The organism is Pseudomonas sp. Irchel s3a18, assembly GCF_900187535.1.
Lineage (GTDB): Bacteria > Pseudomonadota > Gammaproteobacteria > Pseudomonadales > Pseudomonadaceae > Aquipseudomonas.
Genome location: NZ_FYDV01000005.1, coordinates 231,083 through 247,533, shown reverse-complemented (window position 1 = coordinate 247,533; position 16,451 = coordinate 231,083). Strand labels below are relative to the sequence as shown.

Here is a 16,451-nt window from a genome sequence, read left to right as displayed (position 1 = left end):
GCTCAGTCCTCCCACAACTGCACGGTTTTCAGGATGTCGCGGCGGTTGGCCTTCTTCGCCCCGAACATATTGGTGTCGGAGCTGCCGCTGCAGCCGCTGCCGAAACTGAAACCGCAGCCGGAACGCTCGGCGAACGCGTCGCTCATGGCCTCCTCACGGTGTGCGCTGGGCACCACGAAACGGTCTTCATAGTTGGCGATCGCCAGGTAGCGGTACATCTCCTCGACCTGGCTCACGCTCAGTCCGACATCCTTGAGCACTTGCAGGTCCTGGACCCCGTCCACCTGTTCGGAACGCTTGTAGGCGCGCATCGCCAGCAGGCGCTTGAGGGCGCGCTTGACCGGTTTCTCGTCGCCGGCGGTCAGCAGGTTGGCCAGGTAGCGCAGGGGAATGCGCAGGCTGTCGACATCCGGGATGACCCCGTTCATGCCCACGGTGCCGGCGGCGGCCGCGTTCTGGATCGGCGACAGCGGCGGTACGTACCAGACCATCGGCAGGGTGCGGTATTCCGGGTGCAGAGGCAGCGCAAGCTTCCAGTCCACGGCCATTTTGTAGACCGGCGAGCGTTGTGCCGAGTCGATCACCGACTGCGGTACACCGTCTTCCAGCGCCTGGCGAATCACCGCCGGATCGTTGGGGTCGAGGAAGATCTCAAGCTGCTTCTCGTACAGGTCCTGCTCATTGGCGGTGCTCGCCACTTCGCTGATGCGGTCGGCGTCATACAGCAGCACACCGAGGTAGCGAATGCGCCCGACACAGGTTTCGGCACACACCGTCGGCATCCCGGCTTCGATACGCGGGTAGCAGAAAATGCACTTCTCGGACTTGCCGCTTTTCCAGTTGAAATAGATTTTCTTGTACGGGCAGCCACTGATGCACATCCGCCAGCCGCGGCACTTCTCCTGGTCGATCAGGACAATCCCGTCTTCCTCACGCTTGTAGATCGCCCCGCTCGGGCAGGACGCCGCGCACGCCGGGTTCAGGCAGTGCTCGCACAGGCGCGGCAAATACATCATGAAGGTGTTTTCGTACTCGCCGTAAATGTCCGCCTGGATCTTGTCGAAGTTCTTGTCCTTGCGCCGCTTGGCAAACTCGGTGCCGAGGATTTCCTCCCAGTTCGGGCCCCATTCGATTTTCTCCATGCGCTTGCCGGAGACCAGCGAACGCGGGCGCGCAGTGGGCTGGTGCTCGCCCAGCGGCGCGGTGTGCAGGTGCTGATAATCGAAGTCAAAGGGTTCGTAGTAGTCGTCGAGGCTCGGCAGGTCCGGGTTGGCGAAAATATTCGCCAACACCCGGAACTTGCCGCCGATGCGCGGGTTGATCGAACCGTTGGCGTGGCGAACCCAGCCGCCCTTCCACTTGTCCTGGTTTTCCCACTCTTTCGGGTAACCGATCCCGGGCTTGCTTTCGACGTTGTTGAACCAGGCGTATTCCATGCCTTCGCGGCTGGTCCAGACGTTTTTGCAGGTGATCGAACAGGTGTGGCACCCGATGCACTTGTCCAGGTTCAGCACCATGCCGATTTGTGAACGAATCTTCATGACAACTCCTCAATCCATCTCGGTCGGCAGGGGGCGCGGCAAGTCATCGCCAGTCGAACCATCGAGCCAGTCGACCTTGGCCATCTTGCGCACCACGACGAACTCGTCGCGGTTGCAACCGACCGTGCCGTAATAGTTGAAACCGTAGGCTTGCTGGGCATAGCCGCCGATCATGTGGGTCGGCTTGAGCACCACCCGGGTGACCGAGTTGTGATGGCCGCCACGGGTCTTGGTGGTTTCGGCGCCTGGCACGTTCACGATCCGTTCCTGGGCGTGGTACATCATCACCATGCCTTCCTTGACCCGCTGGCTGACCACCGCCCGCGCCGTCAGGGCGCCGTTGGCGTTGAAGCATTCGATCCAGTCGTTGTCCTCGATACCGGCACGCTTGGCGTCGATTTCCGAGAGCCAGACAATCGGTCCGCCACGGCTCAGCGTGAGCATCAGCAGGTTGTCGCTGTAGGTACTGTGGATGCCCCATTTCTGGTGCGGAGTGATCCAGTTCAGGACGATTTCGGTTTCGCCGTTGCTGCGCTTGCCCTTCACCCCTTCGATGGTCCGGGTGTTGACCGGCGGCCGGTAACTCATCAGCTGCTCGCCAAAGGCCTGCATCCACGGGTGATCCTGGTAGAACTGCTGGCGGCCGGTGATGGTGCGCCATGGAATCGCTTCATGAACGTTGGTGTAGCCGGCGTTATAGCTGACGTGATCGTCTTCCAGGCCTGACCAGGTCGGGCTGGAAATGATCTTGCGCGGCTGCGCCTGGATATCGCGGAAACGAATCGCCTCATGAGCCTTGGACAGGGCCAGGTGGCTGTGGTCGATACCGGTGAACTCCGACAACGCAGCCCAGGCCTTGACGGCAACATGGCCGTTGGTTTCCGGGGCCAGGGACAGAATCACCTCGGCGGCATCGATGGCCGTGTCGATCTTCGGCCGCCCCTGGCTGATCCCCGCCTCGCCTTCGCGGTAATTGAGCTCGCCAAGGAATTTCACTTCCTCCTCGGTGTTCCAGTTGATGCCCTTGCCGCCGTTGCCATGCTTCTCCAGCAACGGCCCCAGGGAGGTGAACTGCTTGTAGATGTTCGGGTAGTCGCGCTCCACCACCTGCAGGTTCGGTGCGTTCTTGCCCGGTTGCGGCGCCACGCCGGCGCTTTTCCAGTCGGTGCCGCCAAAGGGCTGGGCCAGTTCACCGACGCTGTCATGCATCAACGGCACGGTGACCAGGTCCTGCTCAACGCCCAGGTGACCGACCGCCATGCTGGAAAACGCCTTGGCGATGCCCTTGTAGATTTCCCAGTCGGAACGCGATTCCCAGGCCGGGTCGATAGCTGCCGACAACGGGTGAATGAAGGGGTGCATGTCCGAGGTGTTCATGTCGTCTTTTTCGTACCAGGTGGCCGTCGGCAACACGATGTCGGAATAGACGCAGGTCGAGGACATGCGGAAGTCCAGGGTGGTGACCAGGTCGAGCTTGCCGATGGCGCCCTCGTCCACCCACTCGGCTTCGGTAGGCTTGCAGTCGCCGACCTGGCCGATGTCCTCGTTCATCACCCCGTTCTTGGTACCCAGCAGGTACTTGAGCATGTACTCGTGGCCCTTGCCGGAGGAGCCCAGCAGGTTGGAGCGCCAGATGAACATGTTGCGCGGGAAGTTGACCGGGCTGTCCGGCTGTTCGCAGGCAAAGCGCAGCGAGCCTTCATGCAGCGACTTGACCACGTAGTCCTTGGGCGCCATGCCGGCCGCGGCGGCGTCACGGCAGATGTGCAGCGGGTTGGTGTTCAGCTGTGGCGCGCTGGGCAGCCAGCCGGCGCGTTCGGCGCGGATGTTGTAGTCCAGTGCGTGTTCGGGAAACTGACTCTTGTCCGCCAGCGGCGAGAGCACGTCGTGCATGCTCATCTTCTCGTGGCGCCACTGGGAACTGTGGGCATAGAAGAAGCTGGTGCCGTTCATCTGCCGTGGCGGACGGCTCCAGTCCAGGCCGAATGCCAGGGGCAGCCAGCCGCATTGCGGACGGAGTTTTTCCTGGCCCACGTAGTGCGCCCAGCCACCACCGGTCTGGCCGACGCAACCGCAGAGCATGAGCATGTTGATCAGCCCGCGGTAGTTCATGTCCATGTGGTACCAGTGGTTCATCGCCGCGCCGACGATGATCATCGAACGGCCACGGGTCTTGTCGGCGTTGTCGGCGAACTCACGGGCGATCTGGATCGCCTTCTCGCGGCTGACGCCGGTAATCTGCTCCTGCCAGGCCGGGGTGCCGGGCACAGTGGCGTCGTTGTAGTCCTTGGCCACGTTGGCGCCGCCCAGGCCGCGATCGATGGCCAGGTTGGCCGCCGACAGGTCGAACACGGTGGCGACCTTGGCCTGGCTGCCATCGGCCAGGGTCAGGCTGCGCACCGGCACACGGCGATACTGCACGGCATCGCCGGCGACGTGCTGGAAGTACTCCTGGGACTCACCGGCGAAGTACGGGAACGCCACTTCCGTGACCTCGCCGCCGATCAGGCTCAGGGTCAGGTCGATCTCGCGGCCCTCGCCGCCTTCGCGGGCCTGGATGTTCCACTTGCCCTGCTCACCCCAGCGGTAACCGATCGAGCCTAGCGGCGAGACCAGTTCGCCGCTCGCGTCGAGGGCGATGGTTTTCCATTCCGGGTTATTCTCCTGGCCGAGGTTGTCGGTCAGGTCCGAGGCCCGCAGGAAGCGATCCGGTTGATAGCCGGCGCCCGGCGCCATGCCGAGCATCGGCTTGAGCAGCACCAGCACCGGCAGGTCGGTGAAGCGTTTGGCGTAGTCGGTGAAATAGGCGCTCGGCTTGTCCAGGTGGAACTCTTTGAAGATCACATGGTTGAACGCCTGGGCCAGCGCTGCGTCAGTGCCCTGCTTGGGGTTGAGCCACAGGTCGGTGAGCTTGGCCACTTCCGAGTAGTCGGGGGTGATGGCCACGGTCTTGGTGCCCTTGTAGCGGACTTCGGTGAAGAAGTGCGCGTCGGGGGTACGGGTCTGCGGAACGTTGGAGCCCCAGGCAATGATGTAGTTGGAGTTGTACCAGTCGGCCGATTCCGGCACGTCGGTCTGCTCGCCCCAGACCATCGGCGAGGCCGGCGGCAAGTCGCAGTACCAGTCGTAGAAGCTCAGGCAAGCGCCGCCGATCAGCGACAGGTAACGGGCCCCCGCGGCATAGCTGACCATCGACATGGCCGGAATCGGCGAGAAGCCCACCACCCGGTCAGGCCCGTATTGCTTGACGGTGTAGACGTTGGCCGCGGCAATGATCTCGTTGACTTCCTCCCAGTTGGAACGGATGAAGCCGCCCATGCCGCGCTTGCTCTTGTAGGAGTCGGCCTTGGCCTTGTTCTCGACAATGCTGGCCCAGGCTTCGACAGGGGCCAGGGTCTGGCGCGCCTCGCGCCACAACTTGAGCAATGGCTTGCGGATTTTCGGGTACTTGAGCCGGTTGGCGCTGTAGATGTACCAGCTGTAACTGGCCCCCCGTGGACAGCCGCGCGGCTCATGGTTGGGCAGGTCGTTGCGGGTGCGCGGGTAATCGGTCTGCTGGGTTTCCCAGGTGATCAGGCCGTTCTTCACGTAGATCTTCCACGAGCAGGAACCGGTGCAGTTCACCCCATGGGTGGAGCGCACGATCTTGTCGTACTGCCAGCGCGAGCGGTAGACATTCTCCCAGTCGCGGGACTCCTTGCGGGTCTCCCCGTGGCCATCGGAGAACTCGCCTTGCTTGCGATTGAAATACCGCAGTTGATCCAGCAAATGACTCATGGTGCTTTCCTCTCAGGCTTGCTGCGGGGTTCTATGCCCCGCCCATGCAAGGTTTGGATTCGGTTCATGTCAGCAGGGCGTCGCGGCACCTTTACGGGCGTACCACCACCAGGTCACCACAATGCAACTCAGGTAGAAGCCGACGAACATGTAGAAGGCCATCTCCGGGCCACCGGTCTGGGCCATCGACGTGCCAAAGGATTTGGGAATGAAGAACGCACCGAAGGCGCCCATGGCCGAGCTGAACCCCAGGACGGCAGCCGACTCCTTGCCGGCATTTTTCAAGGCTTGTTCACGGACCGCCGGCGCCTTGCCGGTCGCGGCTTTCTCATGCAGGGTGCGGAAGATCACCGGGATCATGCGGAACGTGGAGCCGTTGCCCACGCCGGTGGTGATGAACAGCAGCATGAACATGCCGAGGAACCCGTAGAAGTTGCCGCCCGTGCCGTTCTGCGGCAGGAAATGAAGGACCCCGAACACCATCACGATCATCAGCACGAAGTTCCACAACGTGACCCTGGCACCGCCGAGCCGGTCCGCCAGCCAGCCGCCCAATGGCCGCACCAGGGCACCCACCAGCGGGCCGAGGAAGGCAAATTTCAGGGCGACGACTTCGGGAAAGGCGGTCTTGATCAGCAGCGGAAAGGCCGCGGAAAAACCGATGAACGAACCGAAGGTGGCCAAGTACAACCAGCACATCAGCCAGTTGTGCTTGCGCTTGAAGATCACCGCCTGCTCGCTGAACGAGGCCCTGGCGCTGGACAGGTCATTCATGCAGAACCAGGCCAGCACGGTCACGACAACGATGAAGGGCACCCAGATGAACCCGGCGTTCTGCAACCACAGTTGGCTGCCGTCCTCGAGTGTCTGCGGTTGGCCGCCGAGGAAGCCGAACACGCCGAAGGTGATCACCAGCGGCACACAGAACTGCATGACCGAGACCCCCAGGTTACCCAGGCCGGCGTTCAGGCCCAGGGCCGTGCCTTGCTGGGACTTGGGGTAGAAAAAGCTGATGTTGGACATGCTCGAGGCGAAGTTGCCGCCGCCGAAACCACACAGCAGGGCAATCCATACAAACACGCTGTAGGACGTGCTCGGGTCCTGCACGGCGAAGCCCATCCACAACGCCGGCAGCAGCAACGAAGCGGTGCTCAGGGCGGTCCAGCGGCGGCCGCCGAAGATCGGCACCATGAACGAATAGAACACCCGCAAGGTCGCACCGGACAGCCCCGGCAACGCCGCCAGCCAGAACAGCTGGTCGGTGGTGAAACTGAAGCCGATGGCGTTCAGGCGCACGATCACCGTGCTCCAGACCATCCACACGGCAAACGCCAGCAGCAGCGCAGGGATGGAAATCCACAGGTTGCGCGTCGCCGTCTGTTTACCGCTACGCCCCCAGAACTCGGGGTCTTCCGGGCGCCAGTCATGAATGACCGGCCCCTTGTCAGGCTTTTGCAGAACGGACATGGTTGTCTCCTTGGGCAATGCTGGAAATCCGGGGCGCGGCCGCCAGTGCTGGCTTGCCGAGCAGTGGGCGTTGGCGTATTTCGCTGAGGTACATCCAGGCCAGGGAGACCCAGACCACGCCGTACAACAACATGAAGCAGGAGGAGCGCACGCCGGTCAGGTCCACCAGCGCACCGAACAGAATCGGCAGGACAAAGCCGCCCAGGCCACCGGCCAGGCCGACAATGCCGGACACCGCGCCCATGTTTTTCGGGTAGTCGTTGGCGATGTATTTGAAAACCGAGGCCTTGCCGAATGCGAAGGCGATGCCCATGACGAACAGCAGCACGGTGAACAGCGCGGGGTTGAGGCCGATGTGGAAATCCAGCGGGCCGTTGACGGTTTGCACTTGCAACTGGGTCTGCGGATAAGACAGCAGGAACAGGCAGATCCAGCTCACCCACAGCACCCACCAGGTCACGCTCTGCGCGCCCCAGCGATCCGACATCCAGCCGCCGACCGCACGCAGTACCCCGCCCGGCAAGGAAAAGCAGGCGGCCAGCAGCGCGGCGCTTTGCAGGCTGAAACCGTATTCCTTCACGTAGTACTGGGTCATCCACAACGCCAGGGCCACGTAGCCACCGAAGACGATCGAGTAGTACTGGCAATAGCGCCACACCGCCGGGTCTTTCAGCGCGCTCAGTTGCTCACGCAAACTGGCGCCCGAGGCACTGCGATGCTGCTTGTTGTCGGCACTGAGAAACCAGAACAGCAGCGCGGTGATGAACAGAATCGCGCTGAAGACCTTTGGCACCAGTTGCCAGCTGCCGGCGGCAATCAACGCCGGGGCGAGAAACTTGGTCACCGCGGCCCCGGCGTTACCCGCACCGAAGATGCCCATGGCAAAGCCCTGGTTGTCCTGGTCGAACCACTTGGCAACGTAGGCGATGCCGACCGAAAACGAACCCCCGGCCAGGCCGACGAACAGGCCCAGGACCAAAAACTGCCAGTAGGCCGTGGCATGGCTGATCAGGTACAGCGGCAACACGCAGGACAGCATCAGCAGGAAAAACACGCTGCGCCCGCCAAAGCGGTCGGTCAAAAGCCCCAGCGGCAAGCGTGCCAGCGAGCCGGTCAGGACCGGGGTGGCGGCCAGCAGGCCGAACTGGGTTTCGTTGAGCTGGAGCAACTCCTTGATGGGCACACCGAGCACGGCAAACATCATCCACACCATGAAGCACACGGTGAAGGCCAGCGTACTCATGCCCAGCACCAGGCCCTGTCGTACACGCGGTTGGGTCATCTCGCTCTCCAGTCAATTAGCCATGGCGGCAGACTAGAGAGAGCAACCCCGCAAAAACTTGATCAGGATCAACGAAGCCCCGGGGCCCTCAGGCCTATGCTTGTGCTGCCTACCTCCAAGGAGGTAGTCCGTAAAAACCTGTAAACCCTTTGTTTATCAGCATCTTGCCGCTTCGCCTCAAGGCCATTGCTGACATCGAGCGGTCGACAACTCTTTAGAGGTAGTGCGCCAAGGATCGGCGGCAACACCATCGCCCGCCCCCCCCTGGAGTTCTGCATGGCCGGTTTTCCTGTGTTTGCCCAAGGCCCGCGCCCATGATCCGCTGGTTGCGCAGCTCCCTGCCCGCGCGCGCCGGGCTGGCGGTGATCCTGATTGCCGTGCTCGCCCTCGCCAGTTCCCTGAGCGCCGGCCTGATCGCCTGGTTCAGCCAGGGCGACGCGGCGGCCATCAACACCGCAGGCTCGGTGCGCATGGAGACCTATCACCTGAGCTGGAAACTGGCCTCGGGGGCCAACGCCGAAGAGCTCACCCGGATTGCCCAGAGCCTGCAACAGCGCCTCAACAGCCAGTCACTCAAGGCGGTGCTGGAAGACGGTGCCAATCCCGACCTGCAACGCAGCTACCAACAGATCCAGCAAGACTGGAACGAGGCACTGCATCCGGCTCTGGTCCGTGGCGACGGGGCGACGTTTCAGGCCGGCGCCCTGCCCTTCGTCGAACAGCTGAACCGGTTCGTCAGCCTGTTGCAGCGCCAGAGCGAGCACAAGCAAACCTGGCAGCAGGTGATCCAGGGCGTCGCCCTGTTCACCACCATGATCATCCTGCTGATTGGCCTGTACGAACTGCAGTACAGCGTGGTCACTCCGCTGGAGGAATTGGTGGAGGCAACCCAGCGCTTTCGCCGGGGCGACTTCAAGGCCCGGGTCAACTATCGCTCCCCGGATGAGCTGGGACAGTTGGCCATGAGCTTCAATGCCATGGCCGAAACCATCGAAGAGTCGCACCGCACCCTGGAGACCCAGGTCCTGCAAAAGACCCTGAACCTGCAACAGGCCAATGCCGCCCTGGAGCTGCTATATCAAAGCAGCCGCAGCCTGGCGACACGCCTGGCCAATGCCGAGGGCCTGGATGAACTGATCCGGCGCTTCCAGAAGCGCCTGCCCGGGCTGCGCCTGTCGCTGTGCCTGCAAGGCCAGTTGCAGGCCCCTGCCCAGCAACTGCTCGCCCTGCATGGCGCGCGCAACCGTGAGGTCTGCGCCAGCAGCAATTGCGCCTCCTGCCAGAAACACCAGCAGCCCCATCCGATCACCCTCAGCATCAGCAACCAGGGCAGCGAACTGGGCGAGCTCAAGGCCCACTTCATCGATGGACACGCACCACAAGCCTGGGAAACCCAGCTGATCCAGGCCCTGGCCAACCTGATCGGCACTTCGCTCTCGCTCAAGCGGCAACGGGAACAGGATCATCGCCTGTTGTTGCTCGAAGAACGCACCATCATCGCCCGCGAGCTGCACGACTCGCTGGCCCAGGCGCTGTCGTACATGAAGCTGCAAGTCAGCCGCATGCAAACCCTGATGCGCCGGGGCGAACCGGTCGCGACCCTGGAAACCGTCACCGCCGAACTGCGCGAAGGGCTGAACAATGCCTACCGCCAGTTACGCGAACTGCTGACCACCTTTCGCCTGCAGATTCACGACGCCGGCCTGGTCCAGGAACTCAAGGACACGGCCCAGGAGTTTTCCCGCCGGGGAGAGTTCCAGGTGCACCTGCATGTCGACAGCCTGGCCTTCGAGCTGTCGGCCAGCGAACAGATTCACATCCTGCAGATCACCCGCGAGGCGCTCTCCAATTGCCTGCGCCATGCCCACGCGCAAAATGCCTGGCTGCAACTGCGCCAGGACGGCGAGCACGTGCGGCTGTCGATCGAGGACGATGGCCGGGGCTTCAGCGGCAGCTGCGACCAGCGCGAGCACCACGGCCTGAACATCATGAACGAACGTGCCCGCAGCTTGCGTGGCCAGTTGCAGATAGTGTCCCGGGAGCCCCAGGGCACCCTCGTCCAGATGGAATTCCGACCGGAATTTCTCGGACAACCCACAGAAGGTAGCGTCACATGAACCCGTCCCCGCAATACCGAATCCTGCTGGTAGACGACCATCCGATGATGCGTCGCGGCATCCGCCAGATGCTCGAACTTGAAGATGATTTCCAGATCGTCGGCGAAGCCGGCCACGGCGAGGAAGCCCTGGCCATGATCGAGCCCCTGCAACCTGACCTGGTGCTGCTCGACAACAACATGCCGCAAATGAATGGCATCGAAACCCTGCGGCGCTTGCGGGCCATGCACTGCAACGCCAAGGTGCTGCTGTTCACGGTGTCCGATGCCGAGGACGACATTCGCGACGCGTTGCGCCTGGATGCCGATGGCTATCTGCTCAAGGACATGGAGCCCGAGCTGCTGATTCAGTACATCCGCGATGCCTTGAACGGCGCCCTGGTGATCAGCCCGGGCCTGACCCGGGTCATGGCCCAGGCGCTGCGCTCACCTCCGCGCCAGGCCGAGGTCGAGCTGACGGAGCGCGAGCGCCAGGTACTCAAGACCATTGCCAGCGGCTTCAGCAACAAGGTGATCGGCCACAAGCTGGGCATCACCGAAGGCACGGTCAAGGTCCATGTGAAGAATCTGCTGCACAAACTGGGACTGCGCTCGCGCGTCGAGGCGGCCGTGTGGGCCATGGAGCATCTGCGCAACGCCGGCTGAGGGCCATGCCCCTTTGGAGGTAGGCCGGCAGAGGCATAGGCCATGACGGCCGCGCGTTCTACCATGGCCGGCAGCGGAGGTACGCCATGCTGACCCACCCATCCACCGTTTCAGTCTTGCGTCGTCATCACCTGTTCAAGCAACTGCCGGACAAGGTCTTCGAGGAGGTCTGTGGCCTGGCCACGCTCAAGCGCCTGAGTTGTCACAGCACGCTCATGCACCAAGGGGACCCGGCCAAGCGTTTTTTCCTGCTGGTCAGCGGCCAGGTCAAGCTGTACCGGATCACCGGCGACGGCCAGGAGAACCTGGTGGAAATCGTCCAGCCCGGGCAGACCTTTGCCGAGGCCTTGCTGTTCAGCCAGACCCGCTATTACCCGGTGAGCGCCACGGCGCTGAAGGACAGCGTGCTGGTGAGCATCGAGGGCAACCATTACCGCAATGCCCTGGAAGACCAGCCGAAAGTCTGCCTGGCGATCCTGGCGAGCATGAGCATTCACCTGCATCAGCGCCTCAAGGACATCGACACCCTGACCCTGAGCAACGCCAGCCGGCGAGTGATCAATTTTCTGTTGCAGGAGCACGACCCGGACAACGGCCAGGTCGTGTTGCAAGTATCCAAACGCCTGGTGGCCTCGAAGCTGGGCATCCAGCCGGAGACCTTCTCGCGGATATTGCATCGCCTGGTGGAGAGCGGCCTGATCGCCATGGAGCGGCGCACCATCCACATCCTCGCGCAAGACCTGTTGGCCGCCCACCATCTCTGATGCGCGCGCGGGCGGACTTGACCATCATCAAGGCGCCCGGCGCACAGCCTTGCACACTGGCAGGGTCCATCAGCGGAGAGCCTTCATGCCCCCATCCACCCTGCCTCTGGTTTACGCCTGTTCAGGCTGTTCCAACGTCGCCCAACTGGCCAACACCTTGGCCTTGCGCCTGGATCGCCAGGGGCTTGCCGAAATGTCCTGCATCGCCGGAGTCGGCGGGCATGTCAGCGCCCTGGTCAACAAGGCACGTTCCGCACACCGGATCCTGGCGCTGGACGGCTGCCCCCTGCAATGCGTCGAAAACTGCTTGAAACAACATGGCCTGCACGCCGATGTGCACCTGATTCTCAGCCATTACGGGCTGCGCAAGCGCTATGGCGAGGATTGCACGGGGCTGCAGTGTGATGAGTTGTTTGAAGAGATCAAAGGGTTGATTGCCCCTGAGGGTCAACAGGGTGAGCAGCCGCTGGCTGAACCTGTGACGAAGTTGGCCTGAGAAGGCGAACACCGAACCTGTGGCGAGGGGGCTTGCCCCCTCGCCACAATGCTCCGCGCTCAACTCAATGCCCCCTCAACCTGCCGCCAACCCCTTCCCCGCCCGCTCCAGGTTGCGCCACAACCAGCCCGGCAAGACCTCCGGGTCGAGGCTGTCGATCAGGTTCTTCAGGGTCAGCCCCAGTTCGGTATCCCCCTCGATGACCAGGCGCCTGCGAAAAAACAGGGTGTCCGGATCTTCCTGCCGACTGGCCAGCAGCAGAAACTCTCGCCAGTTGCCGCTGATGGTCACATCGGCCTCGGCCCGCTCGGCGATCTGCAGTCCTGCTCGGGATCGGGTCAGGTACCACGCCAGGCCGAGGTCCGGAATCCGCAGGCACAGCCAGCGCCCGCGCAACAGATCGAACTCGCCCTCGCGCAACGGCTCGGCAAGGCAGCGATTGAGGGCCTGCTGCAACGCCAGGCGCTGCACCACGAAAGGCACCCGCCGGACCAGCGGGAGCACGCGATCAGCACCGTGCAACAGCCATTTCTTTCGATTCAGCACAGGCCGGCCTCCTCGACGCGCAACATCCCGGCCTGGCCATGCCAATAGCCGTTGCAGCCTTCGACGAACAACGGTGGCGCCTCGCCCAGGCGGACCCGCTGCCAGGCCGCAATCACCTCGGCCATGCCCTGGGCCCGTGGGCTCAAGCGCACGATATCGGCGCCGCTGGCCACCAGCCCCGGATAGTCGGCCAGCAGATTGGTCACCTCGGCCGACATCGTCTGAATACCGTTGAGGGTGAACAGCGCCTGCCCGTCCTGACTGCTGAGCGCCAACCCATCGGGGTAGTTGATGCAACAGAACTGGCAATCATCCTTGGGCCGGTTTTCCGCCCGGGCGGTAAAGCAGCGAGCGGAATAGGCCAGGGGCAAATGCCCATAGGCGAAGACTTCCACTTGCGGCACTTCACGCCCCAGCTCACGCACCTGCTCAAGCACCGCACGGATCAAGGCCGCCGAACACTCCACCGGCGGCACCCAGCGGATCATCCCGCTGTCTTGCAGTTGCGCCAGGGCGTGACCGTTGTACAGATTGAGCGCCGGGCCTCCCACGAACGGCAGCTTGCGTTCGGCCAGCAACTGCACCGCGCCCATGTCATTGGCCTCCACCAGCAACTCGCCGTTGTCGCACAGGCGGCGCAGGCTGGAGAGCTCCGACGCGGCTTCGATCAGGGTCAGGCTGGAGAGCACCAGTTGCGCCTGGCTGCACGCTTGCAATTCGCGCCCCAGGCCCAGCCATTGATCCAGGGACAATGCCCGGCGCTTCGAGCACACGGTTTCTCCCAGGTAAATCACATCCAGGGGCAGGCTCGACATCTCGGCGTAAAAACGCCCCACTTGTTCTTTGTCCCAGTAATACAGGACCGGTCCCAGGCTCAGCTTCATGTTCTGCCCCTCATTGCCATGATCGATGGTAGGCGCCCAGCGTGGTCTGGCTGCCTTCGGACAAACCGGCCAGCACCTGACGCCACTGGTCCTTGACCGTGAAGCTTTTAGGCGCGGCGCGATGGGCATCGAGGGCCGCGCGCCAGACCCGGGTGACTTGCTCGACATACGCCGGGCTGCGCTGGCGGCCTTCGATCTTTACCGCCTCCACCCCGATGGCCGCGAGTTCCGGCAGCAGGTCCAGGGTGTCGAGGCTGGTGGGTTCCTCCAGGGCATGAAAGCGTTTGCCGTCGACCAGGAAGCGCCCCTTGCACAAGGTCGGATAGCCGGCGGCTTCGTCAGGGGTGTAGCGGTCGATCAGCACGTCGTTGAGCCGTGCGCTCAAGCCTTCGGCATCTTCGCTCCAGCGCACCGCCTTGGCCGGCGAACAGACGCCGCACAGGTTCGGTGACTCGCCGGTAATGTAGGACGACAGGTGGCAACGCCCCTCGGCCATGATGCACAAACTGCCGAAGCCGAAGACTTCGATGGGCACCGGACTGCTGGCCGCGACCTGACGCACCTGGGCCAGCGACAGTACCCGCGGCAGTACTGCGCGCCGAATGTTGTAGCGCTGCGCATAAAACGCCAGCGCGGCGGCATGGGTCGCGGAGCCCTGGACCGACAGGTGCAAGGTCAGTTGCGGGTGACGCTGGCTGGCATACGCCAGGACCCCGGGGTCGGCGGCGATCAGCGCGTCCACGCCATGATCGGCGGCACGGTCCACGGCACGCTGCCAGCGCTCCCAGCCCTTGGGTTGCGGGTAGGTGTTGACCGCGACATAGAGTTTGCGTTGATGCTGGCGAATGTGGGCGACCGCTGCATCGAACTGCTTGTCGTCCATGTTCAATCCGGCGAAATGCCGGGCATTGGTGTCATCGCGAAAACCGACATAAACGGCGTCGGCGCCTTGGCGCACCGCCGCTTTGAGCGCAGGCAGGTTGCCTGCCGGGCAGACCAGTTGCATGGGGAATCCTCATCAAGGAGTGCGTGCGGACCTGCGCGTCGTGCCGGGTGCGGACAGGCCCGCGGTGTCGAGTGCGCCGCCAGTCTAGCGAGACCGGCAGCGACGGCCTTGACGGCAATCAATTGCCATCAGTGCATCAGCTCGGCGAAGGACAGGAATTGCACGTTGTCGTGCTTGCGCACCTGCTGCTCGCACTCCACGACCGCCAGTCCATCGGCCCAGCAGGCCGCCGACAACATGGCCGAGCTCTGCTGGGGATGCAGCTGCACGCTCAATCGCCCGTCGGCATCGGGGACCAGTTTTGCCCGCAAGTACTGCCGGCGCCGGTTGGCTTGCAGCCAGTCGAAGCCCGCTGGCAGCGCCACGGGCCGCGGCATCACCTGACTCACGCCCTGGGCCCTGAGCAGGAACGGACGCACCACCACCAGGGCGGTGACCAGCGCCGCCGACGGATTGCCCGGCATGCCGATCCACGGCTTGCCGGCCACTTCGCCGAACGCCAGTGGCTTGCCTGGCTGAATCGCCAGCCGCCAGAAATCCACACTGCCCAACTCATCGATGGCCCGCTTCAGATGGTCCTCTTCGCCGACCGAGACACCGCCCGAGGTCAACAGCAGATCGCACTCCGACGACGCCAGGCTCAAAGCATGCCGGCTGGCCGCCAACTCATCGGCCATGACCCCATAGTCATGCACCTCGACGCCCCAGCCGCGCAACAAGGCCGACAGGCAATACCGATTGCTGTTGTAGATCTGCCCCGGCGCCAGGGATTGGCCCGGCTCGCGCAGCTCGTCGCCGCTGCTCAACAGGCAGACCCGCAACGGCCGATAGACCTCGACCTCGGCAATCCCGGCACCGGCCAGCAACCCCAGCTCCTGGGCGCGCAAGCGCTTGCCGGCCATGAGCAACAGATGTCCCTGACGGATCTCCTCGCCTTCCTTGCGCACGTGATCGCCCACCGTTGCCGGGGGCAACCAGACGCGATCGCCCTCGACCCGGCAGCTCTCCTGCGGCACCACGGTGTCAGCCCCCGGCGGCAACGGCGCGCCGGTAAAGATCCGCACCGCCGCTTGCGCCGGCAAGGGCGAGCCTGCCTGCTGCCCCGCGGCGATACGTCCGGCCAATGGCAGGCAGCCCCCCGTGGCGGGCAGGTCGGCGGCCCTGAAGGCAAAACCGTCCATGGCACTGTTGTCCCAGCAGGGCAGGCTCAGCGGCGAATGGATGTCGCGGGCCAGCACCCGGCCCAGGGCCTGATCCAGGGGAATCGTCTGCACCGAGGGCGGCGGTGGTGCCTGGTCGAGCAGATGGCGGACAGCTTCGTCAACGGGCATCAGTTGACCGCTGTCACAGACCCGGCCGGTCATGAGCGCACCTCGCACGCCTCGAGCACCTGGTGTGGTTGAGGCTTGAGGTGAGGAGCGAAATTGCACGGACCGGTACGGCTGTCCAGCTGTTGCAGCAGAATCTGGTTCCAGGCAGTGCGGCAGGCACCCGGCGAGCCGGGTACGCAGCACACCAGCACACCGTTGCTGATCCCGGCCAGGGCGCGGGACTGCAGGCTGGACATGCCGATTTCCGCCAGGGACACCTGGCGGAACAACTCGCCGAAGCCTTCCACATGCTTGTCCAGCAACGGCATCACCGCTTGCGGCGTGTTGTCCCGGGCAGTGAAACCGGTGCCGCCGGTCATCAGCACTACCTGTACCTGGGGGTCCGCGATCCAGTGTGAGACCTTGGCGCGAATCTGATAGATATCGTCCGGCACCAGGTCACGATCGATCAGCACATGCCCGGCCTTTTGCAGCAAGTCGGCCAGGGTCTGCCCCGAGGTGTCGGTGGCAAAGGTGCGCGTATCGCTGATGGTCAGCACGGCAATGTTCAACGGTTGAAACGTGCGTTGCGCCAGATGGGCCATATCCAAGCCTTC

The 16,451-nt window shown here is 63.5% G+C and carries 13 protein-coding genes; 4 read left to right on the top strand and 9 right to left on the bottom strand.

Going from position 1 to position 16,451, the window contains the following annotated elements; all coding sequences use genetic code 11:
- Window positions 1–2 precede the first annotated feature (2 nt).
- From narH to CKW29_RS10180, 4 genes are all read right to left on the bottom strand, one after another.
- A complete protein-coding gene (narH, locus tag CKW29_RS10195) occupies window positions 3–1,541 on the bottom strand; it encodes a nitrate reductase subunit beta (RefSeq protein WP_095082495.1) in 1,539 nt (512 codons plus the stop codon).
- A gap of 9 nt (window positions 1,542–1,550) precedes the next feature.
- Window positions 1,551–5,318 carry a nitrate reductase subunit alpha gene (locus tag CKW29_RS10190; protein ID WP_095148365.1) on the bottom strand — a complete coding sequence of 1,256 codons (3,768 nt, stop codon included), beginning with the start codon at window positions 5,316–5,318 and terminating at the stop codon, window positions 1,551–1,553.
- Window positions 5,319–5,387: 69 nt separating this feature from the next.
- Window positions 5,388–6,785 (bottom strand): NarK family nitrate/nitrite MFS transporter, encoded by a 1,398-nt coding sequence (locus CKW29_RS10185; RefSeq protein WP_095148364.1) that lies wholly within the window; start codon window positions 6,783–6,785, stop codon window positions 5,388–5,390.
- Window positions 6,763–8,067, bottom strand: coding sequence for a nitrate/nitrite transporter (locus tag CKW29_RS10180; protein WP_095148363.1), 1,305 nt, complete (start codon window positions 8,065–8,067; stop codon window positions 6,763–6,765). Before CKW29_RS10180 ends, CKW29_RS10185 begins: the two co-directional genes overlap by 23 nt.
- Before the next feature lie 314 nt (window positions 8,068–8,381).
- Between CKW29_RS10180 and CKW29_RS10170 the strand changes: the two genes are divergently transcribed.
- The 4 genes from CKW29_RS10170 (at window position 8,382) to CKW29_RS10155 (ending at window position 12,088) form a co-directional block, all read left to right on the top strand.
- The gene (locus CKW29_RS10170; RefSeq protein ID WP_095143417.1) at window positions 8,382–10,184 is read left to right on the top strand and encodes a HAMP domain-containing protein; all 1,803 of its coding nucleotides are present in this window, start codon (window positions 8,382–8,384) and stop codon (window positions 10,182–10,184) included.
- Window positions 10,181–10,828 (top strand): two-component system response regulator NarL, encoded by a 648-nt coding sequence (gene narL / locus CKW29_RS10165; RefSeq protein WP_095148362.1) that lies wholly within the window; start codon window positions 10,181–10,183, stop codon window positions 10,826–10,828. The genes CKW29_RS10170 and narL overlap by 4 nt, the downstream gene beginning before the upstream one ends.
- Before the next feature lie 86 nt (window positions 10,829–10,914).
- Entirely contained in the window at window positions 10,915–11,592 is a 678-nt protein-coding gene (locus CKW29_RS10160) for a Crp/Fnr family transcriptional regulator (RefSeq protein ID WP_095148361.1), read from the top strand.
- A gap of 85 nt (window positions 11,593–11,677) precedes the next feature.
- Complete coding sequence (locus CKW29_RS10155; RefSeq protein ID WP_095148360.1) at window positions 11,678–12,088, top strand: putative zinc-binding protein; 411 nt, start codon at window positions 11,678–11,680, stop codon at window positions 12,086–12,088.
- Between the two features lie 75 nt (window positions 12,089–12,163).
- Here the strand turns inward: CKW29_RS10155 and CKW29_RS10150 are convergent, their stop codons facing one another.
- The 5 genes from CKW29_RS10150 to moaB all read right to left on the bottom strand — a co-directional run bounded on the left by CKW29_RS10150 (window position 12,164) and on the right by moaB (window position 16,439).
- Entirely contained in the window at window positions 12,164–12,634 is a 471-nt protein-coding gene (locus CKW29_RS10150) for an SCP2 domain-containing protein (protein ID WP_095082478.1), read from the bottom strand.
- Window positions 12,628–13,518, bottom strand: a complete 891-nt coding sequence (locus tag CKW29_RS10145) for a U32 family peptidase (protein WP_095148359.1) — start codon at window positions 13,516–13,518, stop codon at window positions 12,628–12,630. The genes CKW29_RS10150 and CKW29_RS10145 overlap by 7 nt, the downstream gene beginning before the upstream one ends.
- Before the next feature lie 10 nt (window positions 13,519–13,528).
- A complete protein-coding gene (locus tag CKW29_RS10140) occupies window positions 13,529–14,524 on the bottom strand; it encodes a peptidase U32 family protein (protein WP_095143413.1) in 996 nt (331 codons plus the stop codon).
- A 128-nt stretch (window positions 14,525–14,652) separates the two neighbouring features.
- Window positions 14,653–15,888, bottom strand: coding sequence for a gephyrin-like molybdotransferase Glp (glp, locus tag CKW29_RS10135; RefSeq protein ID WP_095143412.1), 1,236 nt, complete (start codon window positions 15,886–15,888; stop codon window positions 14,653–14,655).
- Window positions 15,885–16,439, bottom strand: a complete 555-nt coding sequence (gene moaB / locus CKW29_RS10130) for a molybdenum cofactor biosynthesis protein B (RefSeq protein WP_095082473.1) — start codon at window positions 16,437–16,439, stop codon at window positions 15,885–15,887. Before moaB ends, glp begins: the two co-directional genes overlap by 4 nt.
- Window positions 16,440–16,451: the final 12 nt, after the last annotated feature.

Excerpts from the sequence above, each read along its gene's own strand:
- CKW29_RS10180 (WP_095148363.1), bottom strand. The coding sequence starts at position 8,067 with ATGACCCAACCGCGTGTACGACAGGGCCTGGTGCTGGGCATGAGTACG.
- CKW29_RS10170 (WP_095143417.1), top strand. The coding sequence starts at position 8,382 with ATGATCCGCTGGTTGCGCAGCTCCCTGCCCGCGCGCGCCGGGCTGGCG.
- CKW29_RS10145 (WP_095148359.1), bottom strand. The coding sequence starts at position 13,518 with ATGAAGCTGAGCCTGGGACCGGTCCTGTATTACTGGGACAAAGAACAA.
- CKW29_RS10160 (WP_095148361.1), top strand. The coding sequence starts at position 10,915 with ATGCTGACCCACCCATCCACCGTTTCAGTCTTGCGTCGTCATCACCTG.
- narH (WP_095082495.1), bottom strand. The coding sequence starts at position 1,541 with ATGAAGATTCGTTCACAAATCGGCATGGTGCTGAACCTGGACAAGTGC.
- glp (WP_095143412.1), bottom strand. The coding sequence starts at position 15,888 with ATGACCGGCCGGGTCTGTGACAGCGGTCAACTGATGCCCGTTGACGAA.
- CKW29_RS10140 (WP_095143413.1), bottom strand. The coding sequence starts at position 14,524 with ATGCAACTGGTCTGCCCGGCAGGCAACCTGCCTGCGCTCAAAGCGGCG.
- CKW29_RS10185 (WP_095148364.1), bottom strand. The coding sequence starts at position 6,785 with ATGTCCGTTCTGCAAAAGCCTGACAAGGGGCCGGTCATTCATGACTGG.
- CKW29_RS10190 (WP_095148365.1), bottom strand. The coding sequence starts at position 5,318 with ATGAGTCATTTGCTGGATCAACTGCGGTATTTCAATCGCAAGCAAGGC.
- moaB (WP_095082473.1), bottom strand. The coding sequence starts at position 16,439 with ATGGCCCATCTGGCGCAACGCACGTTTCAACCGTTGAACATTGCCGTG.
- narL (WP_095148362.1), top strand. The coding sequence starts at position 10,181 with ATGAACCCGTCCCCGCAATACCGAATCCTGCTGGTAGACGACCATCCG.
- CKW29_RS10155 (WP_095148360.1), top strand. The coding sequence starts at position 11,678 with ATGCCCCCATCCACCCTGCCTCTGGTTTACGCCTGTTCAGGCTGTTCC.